This window comes from Sorangium sp. So ce836, assembly GCF_028553905.1.
Taxonomy (GTDB): Bacteria; Myxococcota_A; Polyangia; order Polyangiales; family Polyangiaceae; genus Sorangium; species Sorangium cellulosum_D.
Map to the genome: position 1 here is coordinate 1,947,150 of NZ_CP102233.1, position 17,193 is coordinate 1,964,342.

16 protein-coding genes are annotated in these 17,193 nt (G+C 73.3%); 5 read left to right on the forward strand and 11 right to left on the reverse strand.

Annotated elements, in window-relative coordinates; genetic code table 11:
- Nucleotides 1–48: 48 nt before the first annotated feature.
- The 3 genes from NQZ70_RS07230 to NQZ70_RS07240 all read left to right on the forward strand — a co-directional run bounded on the left by NQZ70_RS07230 (nucleotide 49) and on the right by NQZ70_RS07240 (nucleotide 2,919).
- Nucleotides 49–1,182, forward strand: a complete 1,134-nt coding sequence (locus NQZ70_RS07230) for a formimidoylglutamate deiminase (protein WP_129573560.1) — start codon at nucleotides 49–51, stop codon at nucleotides 1,180–1,182.
- A gap of 112 nt (nucleotides 1,183–1,294) precedes the next feature.
- Nucleotides 1,295–2,332, forward strand: coding sequence for an ATP/GTP-binding protein (locus tag NQZ70_RS07235; RefSeq protein ID WP_129573561.1), 1,038 nt, complete (start codon nucleotides 1,295–1,297; stop codon nucleotides 2,330–2,332).
- Nucleotides 2,329–2,919 carry a hypothetical protein gene (locus NQZ70_RS07240; RefSeq protein WP_129573562.1) on the forward strand — a complete coding sequence of 197 codons (591 nt, stop codon included), beginning with the start codon at nucleotides 2,329–2,331 and terminating at the stop codon, nucleotides 2,917–2,919. Before NQZ70_RS07235 ends, NQZ70_RS07240 begins: the two co-directional genes overlap by 4 nt.
- 73 nt (nucleotides 2,920–2,992) lie before the next feature.
- Here the strand turns inward: NQZ70_RS07240 and NQZ70_RS07245 are convergent, their stop codons facing one another.
- From NQZ70_RS07245 to NQZ70_RS07275, 7 genes are all read right to left on the reverse strand, one after another.
- Nucleotides 2,993–3,820: a hypothetical protein gene (locus NQZ70_RS07245; RefSeq protein WP_129573563.1), complete on the reverse strand. Its 828-nt coding sequence runs from the start codon at nucleotides 3,818–3,820 to the stop codon at nucleotides 2,993–2,995.
- Nucleotides 3,817–5,301 carry a DUF5924 family protein gene (locus tag NQZ70_RS07250; RefSeq protein ID WP_129573564.1) on the reverse strand — a complete coding sequence of 495 codons (1,485 nt, stop codon included), beginning with the start codon at nucleotides 5,299–5,301 and terminating at the stop codon, nucleotides 3,817–3,819. The genes NQZ70_RS07245 and NQZ70_RS07250 overlap by 4 nt, the downstream gene beginning before the upstream one ends.
- A gap of 168 nt (nucleotides 5,302–5,469) precedes the next feature.
- Entirely contained in the window at nucleotides 5,470–6,717 is a 1,248-nt protein-coding gene (locus NQZ70_RS07255; protein ID WP_165373700.1) for an SMP-30/gluconolactonase/LRE family protein, read from the reverse strand.
- A 323-nt stretch (nucleotides 6,718–7,040) separates the two neighbouring features.
- Complete coding sequence (locus NQZ70_RS07260; RefSeq protein WP_272828036.1) at nucleotides 7,041–8,693, reverse strand: DNRLRE domain-containing protein; 1,653 nt, start codon at nucleotides 8,691–8,693, stop codon at nucleotides 7,041–7,043.
- 273 nt (nucleotides 8,694–8,966) lie between these two features.
- A complete protein-coding gene (locus NQZ70_RS07265; RefSeq protein WP_129573566.1) occupies nucleotides 8,967–9,623 on the reverse strand; it encodes a hypothetical protein in 657 nt (218 codons plus the stop codon).
- Nucleotides 9,624–9,927: 304 nt separating this feature from the next.
- Nucleotides 9,928–10,842 (reverse strand): hypothetical protein, encoded by a 915-nt coding sequence (locus tag NQZ70_RS07270; protein ID WP_129573567.1) that lies wholly within the window; start codon nucleotides 10,840–10,842, stop codon nucleotides 9,928–9,930.
- Nucleotides 10,815–11,846 carry a ferritin-like domain-containing protein gene (locus NQZ70_RS07275; protein ID WP_272828037.1) on the reverse strand — a complete coding sequence of 344 codons (1,032 nt, stop codon included), beginning with the start codon at nucleotides 11,844–11,846 and terminating at the stop codon, nucleotides 10,815–10,817. Before NQZ70_RS07275 ends, NQZ70_RS07270 begins: the two co-directional genes overlap by 28 nt.
- Nucleotides 11,847–12,471: 625 nt before the next feature.
- Between NQZ70_RS07275 and NQZ70_RS07280 the strand changes: the two genes are divergently transcribed.
- The gene (locus tag NQZ70_RS07280; RefSeq protein WP_237245116.1) at nucleotides 12,472–12,849 is read left to right on the forward strand and encodes a DUF2325 domain-containing protein; all 378 of its coding nucleotides are present in this window, start codon (nucleotides 12,472–12,474) and stop codon (nucleotides 12,847–12,849) included.
- 102 nt (nucleotides 12,850–12,951) lie between these two features.
- Here the strand turns inward: NQZ70_RS07280 and NQZ70_RS07285 are convergent, their stop codons facing one another.
- On the reverse strand, nucleotides 12,952–13,170 hold the full coding sequence (locus NQZ70_RS07285) for a hypothetical protein (RefSeq protein WP_129573568.1): 219 nt from the start codon (nucleotides 13,168–13,170) through the stop codon (nucleotides 12,952–12,954).
- A 42-nt stretch (nucleotides 13,171–13,212) separates the two neighbouring features.
- Complete coding sequence (locus NQZ70_RS07290; RefSeq protein ID WP_129573569.1) at nucleotides 13,213–13,800, reverse strand: PH domain-containing protein; 588 nt, start codon at nucleotides 13,798–13,800, stop codon at nucleotides 13,213–13,215.
- 170 nt (nucleotides 13,801–13,970) lie between these two features.
- Between NQZ70_RS07290 and NQZ70_RS07295 the strand changes: the two genes are divergently transcribed.
- Entirely contained in the window at nucleotides 13,971–14,543 is a 573-nt protein-coding gene (locus NQZ70_RS07295; protein WP_129573570.1) for a hypothetical protein, read from the forward strand.
- 47 nt (nucleotides 14,544–14,590) lie between these two features.
- Here NQZ70_RS07295 and NQZ70_RS07300 read toward each other — a convergent pair whose 3' ends face one another.
- Together NQZ70_RS07300 and NQZ70_RS07305 are read right to left on the reverse strand one after the other, a co-directional pair.
- Nucleotides 14,591–14,854, reverse strand: coding sequence for a GIY-YIG nuclease family protein (locus tag NQZ70_RS07300; RefSeq protein ID WP_129573571.1), 264 nt, complete (start codon nucleotides 14,852–14,854; stop codon nucleotides 14,591–14,593).
- On the reverse strand, nucleotides 14,851–17,187 hold the full coding sequence (locus NQZ70_RS07305) for a tetratricopeptide repeat protein (protein WP_129573572.1): 2,337 nt from the start codon (nucleotides 17,185–17,187) through the stop codon (nucleotides 14,851–14,853). Before NQZ70_RS07305 ends, NQZ70_RS07300 begins: the two co-directional genes overlap by 4 nt.
- Nucleotides 17,188–17,193: the final 6 nt, after the last annotated feature.

A 17,193-nucleotide genomic window follows, 5' to 3' on the forward strand; every position in this document is an offset into this window, starting at 1 on the left:
GGGCGCCGCGCCTTCCGCCGGCCTCCCCGGCGTGGTAGGCCGAACTCGATGAGGCTGACGGCGGGGGCCATCGAGCTGCCGGCGCTGGCGAGCGCCCATTCCCATGCGTTCCAGCGCGGGATGCGCGGGGAGGCGCAGCGGCCGGGGCCGTCGGGGTCGGACGACTTCTGGTCGTGGCGGACCGCCATGTATGCGCTCGCGGCGTCGCTCACGCCCGAGTCCATTCACGCGATCTCGAAGGTGGCCTATCGCGAGCTCCGCGCCGCGGGCGTCCGCACGGTGGGCGAGTTCCATTACGTGCACCACCAGCCGGACGGCGCGCCCTACGCGGATCGCACGGTGCTGGCGGACGCGGTCATCGAGGCCGCGCGCGCGGAGGGCCTCCGGATCGCGCTCCTCCGGGTCGTCTACGCGCGCGCCGGCGCGGGCCGGGCGCCCGAGGGGGCGCAGCGGCGGTTCTCGGACGGCTCGCTCGACGCCGCGCTCGCGGACGTCGACGCGCTCCGGGCGCGCTACGCGGGCTGCGAGGACGTGCGCGTCGGCGTGGCGCCGCACAGCGTCCGCGCCGTGCCCCCGGCGTGGCTCGGCGAGATCGCGCGGTACGCCGCGGAGCGCGGGCTCATGGTGCACATGCACGTGGCCGAGCAGCCGGCCGAGATCGAGGCGTGCCTCGCCGAGACGGGCCGGCGCCCCGTGGAGCTCCTGGCCGAGCGCGGGGTCCTGAGCGAGCGCTTCGTGGCGGTGCACGCGACGCACCTCGCGCCGCACGAGCCTGCGCTCCTCGGCGCGGCGCGGGCGTTCGCGTGCCTGTGCCCCACGACCGAGCGCGACCTCGGCGACGGGCTGCCCGACGTCGGGGCGCTGCGCGGGGCGGGGGTGCGGCTGTGCGTGGGGATCGACAGCCACGTGATCACCGATCCGTTCGAGGACCTGCGGGGCGTCGAGCTGGGCGAGCGGCTGCGGACGGGCCAGCGCGTGACGCTGCGGGGCGAGGGCGGGGGGACGCCGGCCGAGGCGCTCTGGGAGATCGGCTCGCAGCGCGGGGCGGAGGCGTGCGGGTTCGCGGACGCGGGCGGCAGCATCTACCTACGCCGGGACGCGCCGGCGCTCGCGCTGGTGCGGGAGGAGCGGCTCCTGGATGCGGTGGTGTACAGCGGGAGCCCGGCCATCGTGGAGGGGTGAGCGGCGCTCTTCACGACCACGAGCGGAGGCGCCCGACCTCGCGCTCGCCTGTCCGAGCCGCGGCCTCCGCCTCCTCGCGGGGGCGCGCCGAGTCCAGTAGACTCCGCGCGCGATGAAGCTCACCCGGCTCACCCTCCAGGGATTCACCGTGTTCTCCGACGCCGCGTTCGACTTCGCGCCCGGCGTCAACGTGCTCATCGGCGAGAACGGGACGGGCAAGTCCCACGTCCTCAAGCTCGTCTACGCGCTGACCGAGGCCGCGCGCCGGTTCGCCGCGGGCGAGGGGCTCGAGCGCGCGGCGGAGCCGAAGCTCGACGAGCTGGTTCGAGGCATGCTCATGGGGGTCTTCCTGCCCGATTCCCTGGACAGCTTCGCCCAAACCATCCAGGCGGACGTCTCGCTCGAGTGGGAAGATGCCCGGGTCGAGGTCACGCTGACCCCGGGCGCAGCGTTGACGTCGAAGGCCACTGGAGACCTGTCCAAGATCGGCAGGCCGCTGTTCATTCCTCCTCGCGAGGTCCTCTCGATTTTTCCTGGATTCGTCGAAGCGTGGCTTCGCCGCGAATCGGCGTTCGACCGCACCTATTTCGATCTCTGCGTGGCGCTCGGGCTGAAGCCGCTCCGGTCTCGCGGACCGGCGGCGCTCCTCGACCCCATCGAGCAGGAGCTCGGTGGGGAGGTCTTCATGAGGGACGGGCGCTTCTACGTGAACTACCCGGGGGACGACATGGAGGTGACGATGGTGGCCGAAGGAGACCGCAAGCTCGCCATGATCGCCTACCTGCTCATCAATGGATCCCTCTCGGAGAACGCTTATTTGCTCTGGGACGAGCCCGAGGCGAACCTCAACCCGAAGCGCGCTCGCCTCACCAGCGACACCGCCGCCGGGCTCGCTCACGCGGGCGCGCAGGTCTTCATGGCGACCCACGATTACGCGCTCACCTCGGAGCTATCCTTGAAGGTCGACACGGGCGCGCTGCGCCCAGGAGAGGCCGCGTTCTTCGCGCTTCGCCGCGAAGAACGCGAGGTCCTCGTCGAGCGGGGCGAGCGGCTCGCCGCGCTCCAGCACAACGCGATCCTCGACGCCATCGCGTCTCTGCACGAGCGGGAGCAACAGGCCTTCTTCGCGCCGGGCGAGACGCCGCGGTGAAGGCGATCGATGTGGAGCGGATCCGCTTCGAGTTCGGCGACAGCTGGTCCTTGGCGGAGAAGTGGGACGAGAGCCGCGCCTTCCTGAGCGGAATCGGCAAGCTCCAGGGCGAGTGGACCGACGACGACACGGGAGCTCTGGCTCGTGTGGGGACGAAGGCCGTCGACATCGTCGGGGTACGCGAAGACCGGCTCTATCTCATCGAGGTGAAGGACTACCGGGGGTATCCCATCGAGACGAAGAGGCGGCAGCCCCACGAGCTCCCTGTCGCCATCGCGTGCAAGGTACGCGACACCGTCGCCGGCCTGGTCGGCGCGGGCAGGCAGGGCGCCGAGCCCTGGGTGGAGAGCTGCGCGCGGCTCCTCGTCGAACAGAAGGCGCGCGTGCACGTGATCGCATGGATCGCCGATCCGGACCTGCGCGCCGCCGAGCCCATCAAGAAGAGAGAGATCTGGCAAAAGGAGCGGAGCGATCGGCTCAAGCAGCGCCTCTCTTGGCTGACGCCGTACGTCACCGTGGCCAGCCCGTTCGACGGCCGCGTCGGAGACGTGACGGCGCAGAGCCTCCCCGGCGCCGGACAGCGCTGAGGGGCGCGCGCCATGCGCGTCGGCGCCGCGCCGCGCTCGCGGATCCGCAGCGCCGGCCCAGAACGCTCGCCGCTCATCCCATCGCGCCCGCCACCAGCTGCGCCGCCCTCAGGACCGCCGCCGCGACCGCCCCCACCTTCCACGCGCGCGAGAGCCACCACTGCGCCTCGCCGCCGTCGATCCACGGCGGGACCCACGCCGGCGGCCTCACCAGGTCCGCCACGGTGAGGACCCGCTCCCGCCGCTGCGCCTCGCGGTAGCCGCCCTCGCCGCCGCGCACGTGCTCCTCCGCCCGCACGTACGCGAACAGCCGCGCGCTCCCGCCCTCCGGGAGCAGCGCCCCGCACGCGCCGAGCGCCTCCGGCGTCGCCGGCAGCTCGAGCCGCGCGCCGCCCTGCGCGAGCCGGAGCGCGCCCGCGCCCGCCCGCTCGACGCGCGCGCGGACCCAGCCCTCGGGGCGGTCGCCGCGGAGCAGCGCGCGGAGCGGCGTCAGCTCGGGGCTCGGGCCCAGGCGGGGCGCGCGCCGCCCCGGGAAGAGGCGCGCCGCGACGAACCAGAGCACGATCGGGAACACCGACAGGACCAGGTGCAGATCGGTCGCGCTGGCCACGCCCGCCACGCCGTCGAGCACCGGGAAGGAGAGCACGCCCGCGGCGGCGAAGGCGCCGACCGCGATCGTCGCGCCGAACCCGCCGACGACGCCGAACGCGACGTTGCCGATCGCGACGACGCCGACGGCGACATTGCCGATCGCGATGAACCCGCGGGCGACGTTGCCGATCGCGATGAAGCCGGTGACGACGTTGCCGAACACGAGGAACCCGTTCGCCATGTTGCCGGCGTCGACCCAGCGCGCGCGCTGCGCGGCGCCGGCCCGGTCGCCCTGGAGCGATGCCTTCATTCCGTCACCTCGAACGCGGTGCGGCCGACGAGCTGGCCGTCCTCGGTCTCGACATCCACGGTCCAGTGCCCGGCCAGGCGGCGCGGCAGGCTCCCGCCCACGAGCTGCGACTTGAGCCGCACCGCGCCCTCGGGGCCAGGCACCCGCAGCGTCTCCTCGGGCGCGCGGAGGATCTCGCGCCCCTCGTGCCGCCACACGTGGACGAGGCGGTCTCCGTCGCCGCCCGGCACCACCACGTCGGTCACCGCGCGGAGCTCCCGAATCACGGAAAAATGTAACGATTTCACGGACATGGCCAGGCGGCCGTCCGGGAGCACCGAGGGGCCCACGGCCGCGGAGGACAGGTGCATCGGCACCGGGGGGATGATCTCCCGCGTGCCGTAGGCGAGCCCGACCCCGGCGGCCGACGCGATGACGAGGAACACCAGGCCCATCCGGCTCCAGAGCGCGCCGAACGGCAGGTGAAGCGTGCAGAAGCCGAGCACGGACACGAGGGCGGCGGAGAGCAGCGTGTAGAGCGTCCGGGTGTTGGGGAGGAGCGCGGGGATGACGAGGTTCAGGCAGGCGAACAGCGTCACCCCGTAGAACACCGAGGCGAGCGTCTTCCAGCGCATGAGCACGCGGTCGAAGACGAGATCGAGCGTCGAGAGCACCGCGCAGGCGCCGAGGAGGAGGACGAACCACCGGTTCGGCGCGTCCAGGCTGGCGCTCTTCCAGTAGAACGGGAGGAGGAAGAAGAGCATGCCCTGATAGAGGTTCTTCAGGACATAGGTCATCACGAGGAAGCGCAGCCGGGCGCCGCGCCACGCCGTCGCGAAGTCCTGGCGGGCGCCGGTGCCGAAGAGCCTGAAGAAGAGGAGCACGAGCAGCCAGGCGACGCTGACCGAGATCGCGAGGAAGCGGGCGTGCTGGAACCCCTTCTGCGCGAAGGCCACCACGAAGGCGCCGAGGCTGAGCGCATAGGCGGTGTGCAGCCACCAGAGCTTCTTGTGGTGGCGCTTGAAGAAGGCGCGGGCGGCCGACTTGAGGTCCTGAGGCCGGCCCTCCTCGTGCGCCTCGGCGTCGAGCTCGACGAAGGAGGCCTTGGGCTCGGCCTTGACGGTCGGCGCGTCGTCTTCCGCGGTGGACCGCGCCGGCCGCGCGGGCATCTTGAGGGTGCGGTCGTCGTGATCCCCGCCCGGGGCGCCGGCCTTGGGCGGCATGCGCAGGGTGACGTCGTCGATGGCGCCGCGCTCCCGGCCGCCGGGCGCGGCGGCGGCCGCGGCGCCCCCGGGCGCGCCCGGCGCGGCGTTGTCGGGCGCGCGGCCGGGCTCGTCGCTCGGCATGTACACGATGGTCGGCGCCTCCCCGAAGGCGTCGGGCACGCGCGGCCTCTGGACCAGGGTCGTGGCGTTGGACGACGGCGGCGAGGGCCGCGAGGGCGCGTTCGCGTGGGCCTCGGGGGCCGAGGCGTCGGGGGAGCGCGGCGCGGGCTGTTTCATGGCCGGGGCGCAGCGTACCCGACCGGCGGCCCGGCTTCGAGCGCCCAGGCGGGCTGCCGGGGAGCGCGTGCGAGGGGCGCCGTGGAGCGCTCGGGCGGCCCGCCGTGGAGCGCTCGGGCGGCCCGCCGTGGAGCGCTCCGGCGGTCCGCCACGGCGGGCCGAGCAGGCCTACTCCGCCGTGACGAACGCGACGCTGTCGTTCAGATCGGGGACGCAGAGGATGCGGCGCTCCGGATCGAAGCCGATGTCTGCGGCCGAGCCGACGGCGTGATCCGCGGCCAGGTCGTACGCGACCGTCGAGGTGCCGTCGGCGGAGACCCGGAAGATCTTGCCCGAGATCCACTCCGACACCCAGAGGCCGTCTCCGTCCTTCTCGACGCCGTCGAACTTGCCGGCGACATCGCCGATGCGCGTGATGGCGCCGTCGGCGAGGGCGATGGAGAGAACCGGCCCGAGCTCGCCCGACGGGGCGAGCTCCCCGCTGCCCACCATGACGAGCGATCCGCCGTCGACGAGGATGCCGTTCGGGCCGGCGACGTCGTCGAACTGCAGGAAGAGCTCGGCGCTCGCGGGGTCGCTCGCGTCGAAGCGATGGATGGCCTGCGCGAGCGAATCCGAGGCGTAGACCTGGCCCGTGGCCTCGTCGACGGCGACGTCGTTGACGAAGATGCCTCCGGGGATGGGGTATTCGGTGATGGTGTGGTCCGAGAGGGAGATGCCGAGCACGCGGTCGACATCGGCCACGTAAAGGACGCCCTCGAAGACCCGCATCCCCTTCGGATCGTTGAGCCCATCGATCCACGTCGCGTCGAGGACCGTTCCGTTCTCGTCGAGGCGGCTGATCCAGCCCGCCTCGGCTTCTCCACCGATGTTCGACACGTACCAGACCCGGTCTTCCGGATCCCAGTAGCAGCTCTCCGGCGTGGAGAATCCGACCACCCGCTGGAATGCGTAGGCCGGTCCGCCGCCGGCTCCACCGTCACCGCCGGCTCCACCGTCGCCGCCGGCTCCACCGGTGCCGACGGCGGAGGTAGCGGCCTCGCCGCCAGCGCCGCCGGTTCCACCGGTTCCACCGCCCGCGCCGCCGGTCCCGCCGGCGCCGCCGGTCCCGCCGGCGCCGCCGGTCCCGCCGGCGCCGCCGGTCCCGCCGGCGCCGCCGGTCCCGCCGGCGCCGCCGGTCCCGCCGTCACCCCCGAGGCCGCCGGTACCGCCGTCGCCACCGGTGCCGCCCTCACCCCCGGTGCCTGAGGAGGTGGACGACGTAGCCCCGCCCTCGCCCCCCGTGCCCGAGGACGTGCTCGTGCCGCTCGAGGTGGTGCCGGTACCGGAATCGCCGACATCGTCGTCCCCGCACGCTCCGAGCATCGACGTGAGGCAGATGGAGGCCAGCGCAACATAGCGTCGATTCACGATCATGAGTCTCCTCGTATTCCTCCGTTCAGAGGTGGCCGTTCCTACAAGGGGTCGCGCGCCAGCGTCAACCGCGCAGCACCGTTCGGTCCGAGGAAACCGCGCCCGGCCACGCGGCGACCCAGGCCGGCAGCGCGCGACGCTCGAGCAGCCGCTCGAGATTCCGCGCAGCCTGGCCATCGCCCGCGCCCTCGATCGCCCGCAAGAGCTCGATCTGCGGACGATCCTCGGCCTCGCGCGGGGGCGCCGTCGCCGCGTCCCCGCGCGAGGCCGGGAAAGGAGGGGGCCCCGCGGCCGCGGGGCCCGACGGCGCGGGCGCGCCCTGCGCCTTACTGGACCTGGATCGTGAACTCGTCCGCGAGGCGGCCGTCCACGTCCTTGAAGTACGCGGTCGCGCGCTTCGGGTCCCCGCCGACGTTGAAGCGGATGAACAGGGCGCCGTAGTCGGCGGTGCCGGACATCAGCGTCCCGTTCTTCACCCACTTGTTGCTCGCGTAGTACGACGACCACCACGTGTCGTCGTCGTGGCTCGCCGCCTCGTAATCGCGGATCCCCACGCCGCCGAGGCCCGACACGAACACGAAGTTTCGGTTCGGGCCGAGCTCGACCAGGTCGAAGGCGCCCGTCTTGCCGTGGCCGGTCGAGGCGTTGCCGACGTCGGTGAGGGTCAGCGTGCGCGAGTAGGAGTGCTCGTGCCCCGTCGCGACGATCGCGCCCGCGTTCATGCACGCCTGGTAGGCGCTCCAGCCGACCTCGTTCGATTTCCCGCCGACCTGCATGTCGGCCTGGTTCTTGTGCCAGGCGCACACCGACCAGATCGAGCTGTCATTGGCGAGCGCGTCCTGGATGAAGCTCACCTGATCGGCCGCGTTGGCGGCGCAGGTCGAGCGGAGCTCGCTCGTCCCGATGCAGGACTGCACGATGAACAGCCCGTGGAAGTTGCACGTCGCCTTGACGCCGAGCTCGCCCGTGCAGTTCATGTCCGGCACGCGCGCGTGGCGGGCCTGGATGTAGCTGGCGTACCCGCTGCTGCCGCCCCACGCCGCGGCGTCGTGGTTGCCGATGATGGCGAAATAAGGATAGTTCGGGCCGAGGATGCTGTTGATCCGGTTCTCCCACGCCGCCGGGCTATTGGCGTAGTCGAAGTCGCCGTTGTGGATGGTCGCCGCGGCGCCCTCGTTCTTGATGAGATCGAGCACCGCGTCCGCGTTGCCGTTGTTCCCCTGATCGCCGATGAAGGCGATGAGGAGCCCCGGGTCGGTCGAGCTTCCGGTGCCGCTCGACGATCCGTAGGTGATCGTGAGCTTGGGCCGCTGCGCCGCGGTGGCGTGCTCCGAGGAGGCGAAGTCGATGCCGTCCGTGTTCGACGAGCTCGCGATGACGATGCCGTTGTTGGACGTCCCGTCGACCCACGCCTGGACGAGCGCCACGCCGGCCGCGTTCAGGGTGATCGTCCTGGAGCCGGCGCTGCCGGTGACGCTGCCCACGAGGTTGCCGCGATCGGTCGAGCCCATCGCGCCCGCGGTGGCCCACGCCGTCGTGGAGGTCGCGTTGTTCCAGGTGACCTGCGACTCGTCCCACGAGCGCTTCACCTCGTAGACGTTGTAGGTGTTCGAGGAGCCGTCGGTGACCTGGAGGGTGATCGACGCCGACTGGACGGTGCTCCCCGCGGGGATGCCGGAGAGGGTCCACTTCAGCAGGCAGGACTTGTCCACGCCCGAGCCGTCGTCGCCGTCGGCCTCGCACGTGGTCGCCCCGCCGTAGTTGGTGGTGGCGGCGGCCTGCCGGATCGTCGCGTCGGTCGAGCCCGCGTACGACGAGCTCGGGAGCGACCCCTGCTGGAAGGAGACGGTGGTCAGCGCCTGTTGCGCCTCCGAGATCTCCTCGATCTCGCCCTCGGCTCCGCAGGCGTTGACGACCGCGATCGCCGGGAGGACGGCGCAGAGGACGCCGATCGACAGCCGAGACCAGCTCGCCGTCACTCGCTTGTGTCCGGGTAATTCAGCTCGCGCGCGCGAATTCTGCATGAGTGCGTGCCTTCCTTCTTCTGGATTCGAGTCTCGATGGGGGCGTTGCGCGAGCAAATTACGGGAAGACCTCTTGTTAAAGCCTCAACGTTTTGGTGGTGATTCGGTGTCCTTTCCATGATGTGCCGCTGGCGCTCGATGTGGCATGAGGGCGCCGCCGAGGACGTCTGTCCGGCCCTGGGAGGCACCCTCGCCAGGCCGGCACGTGGTGCTCGGCGCGGCGGCGTGTCAATACAGATCTCCTGTACACCGGACGGCGAAGCTCCCCGACTCGCCTCGTGTGCAGGCCGGCGCGCTGGAGCAATCGCCCTCGCGGGGATCGGCGGCGGCGGCGGCCAGGCAGTCGCAGGACGGCTCTGCCATGCAGGTGGTCGGTATCTCCTCACAGGTCCTCCGCGTCGGCATCTTGAAGAGCTCGTCGTGAGGATCCTCGACGCTCTGGCAATATTCGGAGGCCGCGTCGCAGAAGTAGCTGCCGCAGGCGATCGTCCCTGGCGGCGCGGCGCCGCTGCACTCCTCGCCGCTCCCGATGCTCACGCCGGCCCGCGCGGCCTCGCAGGCGTTCGCGTAGACGCGCCCATCGCACGCGCAGACCTCCCGGGGCGTGGCGGTGTCGCACGACGTGGGGCGCGGCTGGCAAACCCCGTAGTTCCCGGGGACGATGCCTCCCTCGCCGCAGTCGCCCGGCGGGTACACGCAGACCTGGTCCGGGGTGCACGTCGCGCCGCCGCACGGCCCCGGCTCCGCGCCCGCTCCCTCCGGCCCGCACGCCGCGAGCAGCGCGGCGATGGCCGCGGCGCTCGCGAGCGAAAGCGCCCTGCGCCGCCCCTCGGTCGCGCGACGCCGCGCTGGCCGCTGCGCTCCTGTCCTTGCCGGAAGACTCATGTCGATCCCTCCTCTCGCGCGCTCATCGCGGCCGATCGCCGGGAACGCGCGCTGACCGGCGCCGCGCCGTCCGGGCGACGAGCTGCCAGCGCGGTGCTCGGCTGCGTCGGGTACAGCGAAATGGATCGAGAAGGCCGTGAGGATGCCAGGAGAGCCCGGAGAGCCGCCATCGCGGCGTTCCCGGCGTCTCGACGGTTCGTCTCGTCGTCGGAGCACCGCTATAGAGGAAGCGGCCGATCTCTTGTGCAACAAGTCGGTGTCGGGATCGGGGCGCGGCCTCCGCGGGGTGTCCGTCGCGCGCCGGTCACTCGAGGTCGGGCCGGGCGCTGCCCATGCCGATCGCCCACGCCATCGTGTACCGCGCGTTGATCTCGCAGCGGGGATTCCAGCGCAGGCCCCCGCGCTCGTCCTCCCAGCGGAAGGCGTCGATCCCGAAGGGCCCGAAATACCCCGCGCCGGCGAGCGCCTCGCCCGCCTCGAGCGCGGCCTCGACGAGCCGCCGGCGCTCGTCGCCGTCGAGGTCGCCCTCGCCGGCGAGCGCGGCGCCGAGGTAGGCCCCGCGGTCGTCGCAGCGCTGGACGCAGGGGGCGCCGAGGCGGACCGCGCCGCCGCGGGCGACGTGGCCGTGCAGCGAGAAGTCGCCGCGGCGCTCGACCCAGGGCTCGACCTGCAGGCCGCTGTCCGGGGAGGCGGGATCGAGCGACGCGACCGCCCAGGGCCGCGCGTCGGGCGGCAGGGCGCCGCGGGCGACCCGTCGGCGGCCGCGCCCGGCGAAGCCGAACGGCCGCTTGAGCAGCCAGTGGCCGGTCGGCGTGGGCGCGGCGATCGCGGCCTCGAGCTCGGCCAGGGTGACGACATGGCGCGCGCCCGGCAGCGTCTGGCCGAGGTCCGCGCAGAACCTCCGGTGGTTGACGCGGCGGAGCACCTCGAGCGGCGGCGCGTCCGCGAGGGGGACGCCGGCGCGGCCGAGGAGGCGCTGGGCGCGGGGCGTGGGGCACCATGCGCGGCCGACGAGCGCGGTGCCGGGCGGCGCTGGCGGCACCAGCGGCGCGGGGAGGTCGGGGCTGAGCACGACGTCGCCGGGGCGCAGCAGGGCCGCGACCCGGCCGGCGAGCTCGGGAGCCCGGCCGGCGACCGCGGCGCGAGGGGTATACCCCGCCGGGCGGGCGAGCTCCTCGTCGGCGTCGAAGTTCAGGACCCAGGCGTTCGCTCGGTCCATGCGGCCAGCGCGTCGAGGAACGGCTCGGAGAGGCCGGACCGGGTCCGGTCGCGGCGGTTCATAGGCTCGCCCCGCATGAGCAGCGGCGAGAGGGGCGGCGGGATGTGGCGGATCCACGTCTCGAAGTCGCCCGGCGGGTGGGGCGATGCGCCGCCCGGCGGGTGGGGCGATGCGCCGCCCGGCGGGTGGGGCGATGCGCCGCCCGGCGGGTGGGGCGATGCGCCGCCCGGCGCCTGGGTGAAGCGGCGGAACCAGCGGACCCCGAAGCGCACGTGCGGGATCTCCTCGGCGCAGACCCGCTCGGTGAGCGCGGCGCCCTCGTCGTCGCCGATGGCGCGGAAGCGCTCGGCGAAGCGCGCGGTGTGGTCGAGGTTGCCCCCCTCGAGACCCATCCCCATCACCGCCACGAACTGCGCGGGCGACGCGGCGGCGGGCACCCGCGACCAGAACCAGTCGCGCACCGGGAAGTCGCCGAAGCGGTGGCCGATCGCGGCGAGGTAGGCGGCGTAGAGCCGCATGTGGCGCACCTCGTCGAGGGCGATCCGGACGAGGCCGCCGCGGAACGCGCGCGGCGTCTCCGGAAAGGCGAGCAGCGCCCAGGCCATCAGCTCTGCGGCCTGGAGCTCGTGGTGCATGAACGCGTGGAACAGCTGCGCGCGTCGCGCCGGGTTGCGCAGCGCCTCGGGCCCTGGGCTCTTCGACGCGCGCGCGGAGATGCGCAGCTCGGCGGGCCGGCCCGGGCGCACGAGGCGGCGCGGCGGCGCGGGGTCGGGCTCCCAGACCGACGGCACGGGCGGCGGCTCGAGCTTGTGCGCGAGATCGGTCGCAAGGACGTAATCCCAGGCCCAGCGCTCGACGGTGCCCTGCGGAGGCGGCTCGACGGTGCCCTGCGGAGGCGGCTCGACGGTGCCCTGCGGAGGCGGCTCGACGGTGCCCTGCGGAGGCGGCTCGACGGTGCCCTGCGGAGGCGGAGGCGGGTCGCTGGGCGGCGCGGCGGGAGACATGATGGCACGGCAGGGCAGGGGGGTGCTGCTCCCTACCACAGCTCGAGGTCGCCGGCGGTCGCCGTCGCGTGTGTCCGGAGCGCGCCCGCGATTGTTAGTGTTGCAAACTAATCATGTTGCGCCCTGCTCCCCGCCGAGCCTGGCCACCGCCCGCGGGCGCATCCGCCGCGCGCAACCGGGACGGCATGTAGGTCTGTCTCGGTGCTCGTGGATGTCCCTGGACCGAGGGACGGCCTTGCGGCGCTGTCGAGCTTCGGCGGGCGCTCGCGGTCGTCCCCTGTCTTCCGGATCCTCGCTGACCGCACCGCCGGCGGCTGCTGTGCACGGGAATATTCCCCGATGCTCGCGACTGCAGGGCAGCGTCCGGTCGTCACGCGCGCCATGTCACGATGACAGAGGCCTCCGCGATGCGGCGACATTCTGCCGGGGAATAGACCCGGACCGCGAGATTTGCGCGGCAATGCCCGCTCGAGGAGCGTGGCTCCATGGGAGCTCTCTCTGGGGCGCGGCGCCTCTCGCGCGCTCCTCATGTCACGGTGACAAGAGGCCTCCCGGGGCAACGACAATTTGCCTGGGAATAGAGCCCGATAGCGGGGATTCCGCCGAAAATGGCGCGCTGGAGAGCGTGGCTTACGGTTTGCTCCAGGGGGATCGCATGAAGGCGCAGCGGTGTTCCCAGGCGGTCGACAGGAAGCGCGAGGAGCAGACGGTGCTGGTCATCGGGGGCAGCGGCGGCATGTCCAGCCGCTACCGCGATGTGGTGGAGAAGCACGGCTGGTCGCTGCGCCATTACGAGAACCGCGTGCCCCCGGGCGCGCGCCACAGCGCGGGCAAGGTGGCGCTCATCGTGATCATGGTGACGATGGTCTCGCATGCGCTGCGCGATCAGATGCAGACCCTCGCGACGGACGGCGCCCCCGTCGTGTACCTGCGCAGCGCCTCGGTCTCCGCGCTGCGGGCCGCGCTCGAGCAGCGGGTGGCGCTCGAGCAGCGGGCCGCCTGACGAGGGGCGCCGCGCGCTGGAGAGGGGCAGCGCGCGCTGGAGAGGGACACCGCGCGCTGGAGAGGGGCGCCGCGCGCTGGAGCGAGCCGCTCCGGGGCGCCCTCAGCGCACGCCGACGAGGCGCTGCATGAGGCGCTGGAACTCGGGAACCGAGAGATCGATGTGCTCGACGACGCGGCCGTAGAGCGTGGCCGTGGGCACGTTGCGGCCGTTGAACTCCCGCTCGAGCTCGGAGAGCTTCCAGAGGATGATGCGCTCGGCGCGCGTCAGGCCGTCGCGCACATCCGGAAGATCGTCGAACGGGGATCGCCTGGAAGACATGGTAGGGGCTCCTCTCTGGCCTGCGCCGGCGCGAAGGCCGCGTTACTGCACGACCCCGAGCACGCGCTGCTGGCGCGCGAGCTCCGCCGCGTTCTTGAGCGCCTCGAACAGCTCGCGCGACGCCGGAAGGCCCCGGATCACGAGCTCCGGATCGCTCGCGTCCCGCGTGAACACGCGGATCTCGGCGATGTCGAGCAGCCGCTCCATGAACGTCTGGCGGAGGTCGAGGTCGTGCACCCGCCAGAGCTGGAGGGTCTCGACCCGCCGCGTGAGCAGGCCGGCCTCATAGTCGATCGTGCGGTCGGTGATCTTGTAGCGGAGGCTCTTGCGCTTCCAGTGCAGGATGCCGAGCCACACGAGGCCCACCAGCACGAGCGAGAGCACGCTCGCGGCCACGTAGGACCAGAACCACGCCTTCCAGCTCGGCGCCCCCTCGAAGAGGACGCGCGCCCCGCCCGGCGCGGCGGCGAGCGCGCCGGGCGCAGGGGAGAGCGCGCCCGGCGCGGGGGCGAGCGGCGCGGCCAGGGCCGCGGCAGCCGCAGGCGCTCGTTCTTCGAGCATGCTGCCGCAGAAGCGGCACTTGATCGCGGCGTCCTGGATCTGCTCCGCGCAGAAGGGGCACGGTTTCACGCCGGCGATTGTAGTACGGCGCCCGCCGGCGGACAGCGCGCCGACGACCACGCCCGCCGGTTCTGCGGAGCGCCCGACCGACGCGATTGCATCTGCCCGGGACCCTGGTCAGGATCCGCCGCACCCGGCACGCGACGGGCGTGGCGATGGCCGCCCGGTGGAGCGACTCGATGAGCAACGTCAAGGGCAACGCGCTGGGGGGGTTCAAGAACTTCGTGGCCGCGCAGCACGGCGCTGCCGGCGTGGAGCGGTGGCTGGAGGGCCTGAGCCCGCAGGAAGCCGCGCAGGTCGGCGGCATCATCCTGCCGCACGGCTGGTACCCGGTGGGCCTCTGGAACCGCCTCACCGACCGCTACATGACGCTGTTCGGCGACGGCCATCCGCAGTGCTTCCGGCCCGTGGCCAGCGCCATCGCCGAGGAGGACCTGCATCGGTTCTTCACGGTGCTGCTCAAGGCCGCGTCCCCCGCCACGGTGCTGCGCAGGTCCGCCTCGCTGTGGGAGCGCTACTTCGACGAGGGCACGATGGAGGCGAGCGAGGTCGCCCCGAAGCGCTTCACGGTCCGCCTCACCGCGTCGCGGCTCCCGGACCGCGGCCCCGGGCCGATCACCTGCTCGGTGGGCATCCCGGTATGGCAAGAGCGGCTCATGTCCCACATGGGCGCCCGGGAGGGCCGTTGCCTGCACACCCGTTGCCGCTTCCGCGGCGCCAAGGCCTGCGAGTTCGACGTGTCGTGGGGGTGACCGCGCCGCGAGGGCGCGCGCGCTCGGGCGCTGGACGGGGCGGCCCTTCACCGAGCGCTCCCGCTTCCGGCGGCGAGCGCCTCTTTCCCCGCGCGCCCGAGCCTCCGGATGGCCGCCTCCCGCCGCAGGGCCTCGCTCTTGTCGGCCGCGGCCTCCACGTGGACCAGCGCGAGCGGCCCCCGGCCGCGCGTGTACCGCGCCCCGCGCCCGGCCGCGTGCTGGGCCAGGCGCGCCTCCACGTCGCGGGCGATGCCCGTGTACAGCGACCCGTCGCCGCAGCGCAGGATGTACACGTGCCAGGCCGCGGTCACTCCTTCGGCCCCTCGTTGTAGCCGCGCGGCCGGTATTTCGGGTCCACGCCGCCGTGCTTCGCGCCGTTGTCGAGCGTGTCGACCGCGAGGTACGCGAGCCACGTCCCCGGGTGCTCCTCCGCGAGCTGCCGGAGCTCCGCCTCGTGCGCCGCGAGGCGCTGCTCGTCGTGCAGGCACTGCAGCGCGAGCGCGATCAGGCTCAGCTCGTTCGGGCCGAGCTCCATGCCGCGCCGGTAGTGCGGGAAGGCCTCGTCAGCGCGGTGCATGCGGCAGAGCGTGTCGCCCGTGTACACGTGGGCCATCGGCCAGGTCGGGGCGAGCTCCACCGCGATCTCGCTCGAGGCGAGCCGGGCCGGGAGGTCGCCGCGGGCGCCCTTCATGACCGAGTAGTTGAGGTGCGCCTTGGCGCTGTTCGGGACGGCGTCCTTCGTCGCCGCCCAGAAGTCGAGATCGTTGCGGTAGTCCATCGCGTGCCGGTAGGCCTGCACGCACTGGAAGCCGAAGAAGAGCGCGAACAGCGCCGGCGTCAGCCACGCCCGCCACGACCAGCGCCTGCGCGGCGCGAGGGTCGTGCCCGCGAGCGCCTCGTGCAGCCACGAGAACGCGACCGCGAGGACCAGCGACGAGCCGATGGCCGGGAAGTACCAGAAGCGCTCGGCGCGCACCGTCGGCAGGACGACCGGGATGTTCGAGTGCGGGAAGTAGCTGACCACGACCCAGGTCAGCCCGATCGCCAGGAGGCACAGCCCCGCGTAGCCGCGGCGCAGCGGCACCCAGGCGCTCCGGTCCGCGGTCGCGGGGCAGGGCAGGGGGCGCCCGCCCTCGACGAGCAGCCCGAGGCCGAGGAGCAGCGCGGGCAGGAACGGCAGCGGCCAGAGCACGAGCGGCAGCGCCCGGAGCAGCGGCACGCGCCCCGCCGGGCGGAGCACGTGCCAGTCGTACGCGGCGAGCGCGGCCGCCGCGCCCGCGAGCAGGGCCCCGGCGAGGAGCAGCGACCACCGCCGCGACGTCGCCTGGCCGCCGTCGACAAGGAAGGCGGCGCGCACCGAGCGCCGCTCGCGCCGCTCGAGGTGCTCGCGGCGCAGGGCCGCGATCCAGAGGGCGAGCGAGCCGAGCGGGGGCAGCGCCATCAGCGCGGCGCCGGCGACGCTGCCGAAGAAGACCAGCCGGTCGGGCGCCGGCTCCTGCGGGTACGAGTAGTCGCCGCTGAGCGTCCACGGGAACACGACCTGGGTGAGGCCGCGCCAGTAGACGCGCAGCGCGCCGGCGATCCGGTGCGGGGTGTCCGCGGAGCTGAGCGGGTTGTTGAGCGGATCGCGCGGCAGGGGCGCCTGGTGGAACCAGACGAGCAGGTCGTGCAGCGCGCGCTTCGCGAGCGGCGTCCCCTCCGGGAGCGGCGCCGCGAGCTCGGCCGGCATGGGCGCCGGGAACCAGCGCCGCCGGAGCTCGACGTACAGCACGAACGCCGCGCCCGCGGCGAGCAGGGCGAGGAGCGACCGGACGAGCCGCGCCGGCCGCGTGGGGTGCGTGAGCGGCGCCGCGATCAGGGCGGCGAACGGGATCAGCGGCACGCAGACGAGCGCGCTCTCCTTGGAGAAGAGGCCGAAGAGCACGGCCGCGAACACGCCGAACGGCATCGCCCACGCGGGCAGCGCCAGGGCGGCGAGGGCGGCGATCGCGCCGAGGCCCCCGAGCACGTCGGCGATGCCCACGATGCCGCTCACCGCCTCGGTGAGCACCGCGCAGCCGACGAAGATGAGCCCGGCGAGGTAGGCGAGCCCGCGCCTGCGCGTGAGCCAGAACGTGACGCACGTGAGCAGCGCGGCGTTCGCCGCGTGGAAGAGGACGTTGTAAAAGTGATGGAAGAACGGCTGCTTGGTGACGGCCCAGACGGTGCGCCAGAGGAAGTTCGGCAGCGGGCGGTAGGAGCCGACGCTCCGGTCGGGCGGCAGGCCCCAGAAATCGCGGTGGATCGCGTCGATGAAGCGGAGCCCGCCCTTCGCGTTCACGTACGGGTTGGCGAGGAGCGCCTCCTGCTCGTCGAAGATGTAGTTCGTCGACGGGGCGCGCGTGAAGAGGATGATCGCGATGACGGCGAGCGGCGCGGCCGCGGACAGGAAGGTCGGGTCGAGCGCGAGGAAGTAGTCGCGCACGCGCCGGGCGACGCGCCCGAGCCAGGTGGGCGGCTCGGCCGGCGGCTGCGCGGACGACGGCGGCGCGGACGACGGCGGCGCGGACGGCGGCCCGAACGGCGGCGCCAGGGCGTCGGAGAGCGCGCCGGAGGTGGGCTCCGGTGCGGCCTGGCCGGCGGCGGACGGGGGCGGGTAGGTCACGCCGCG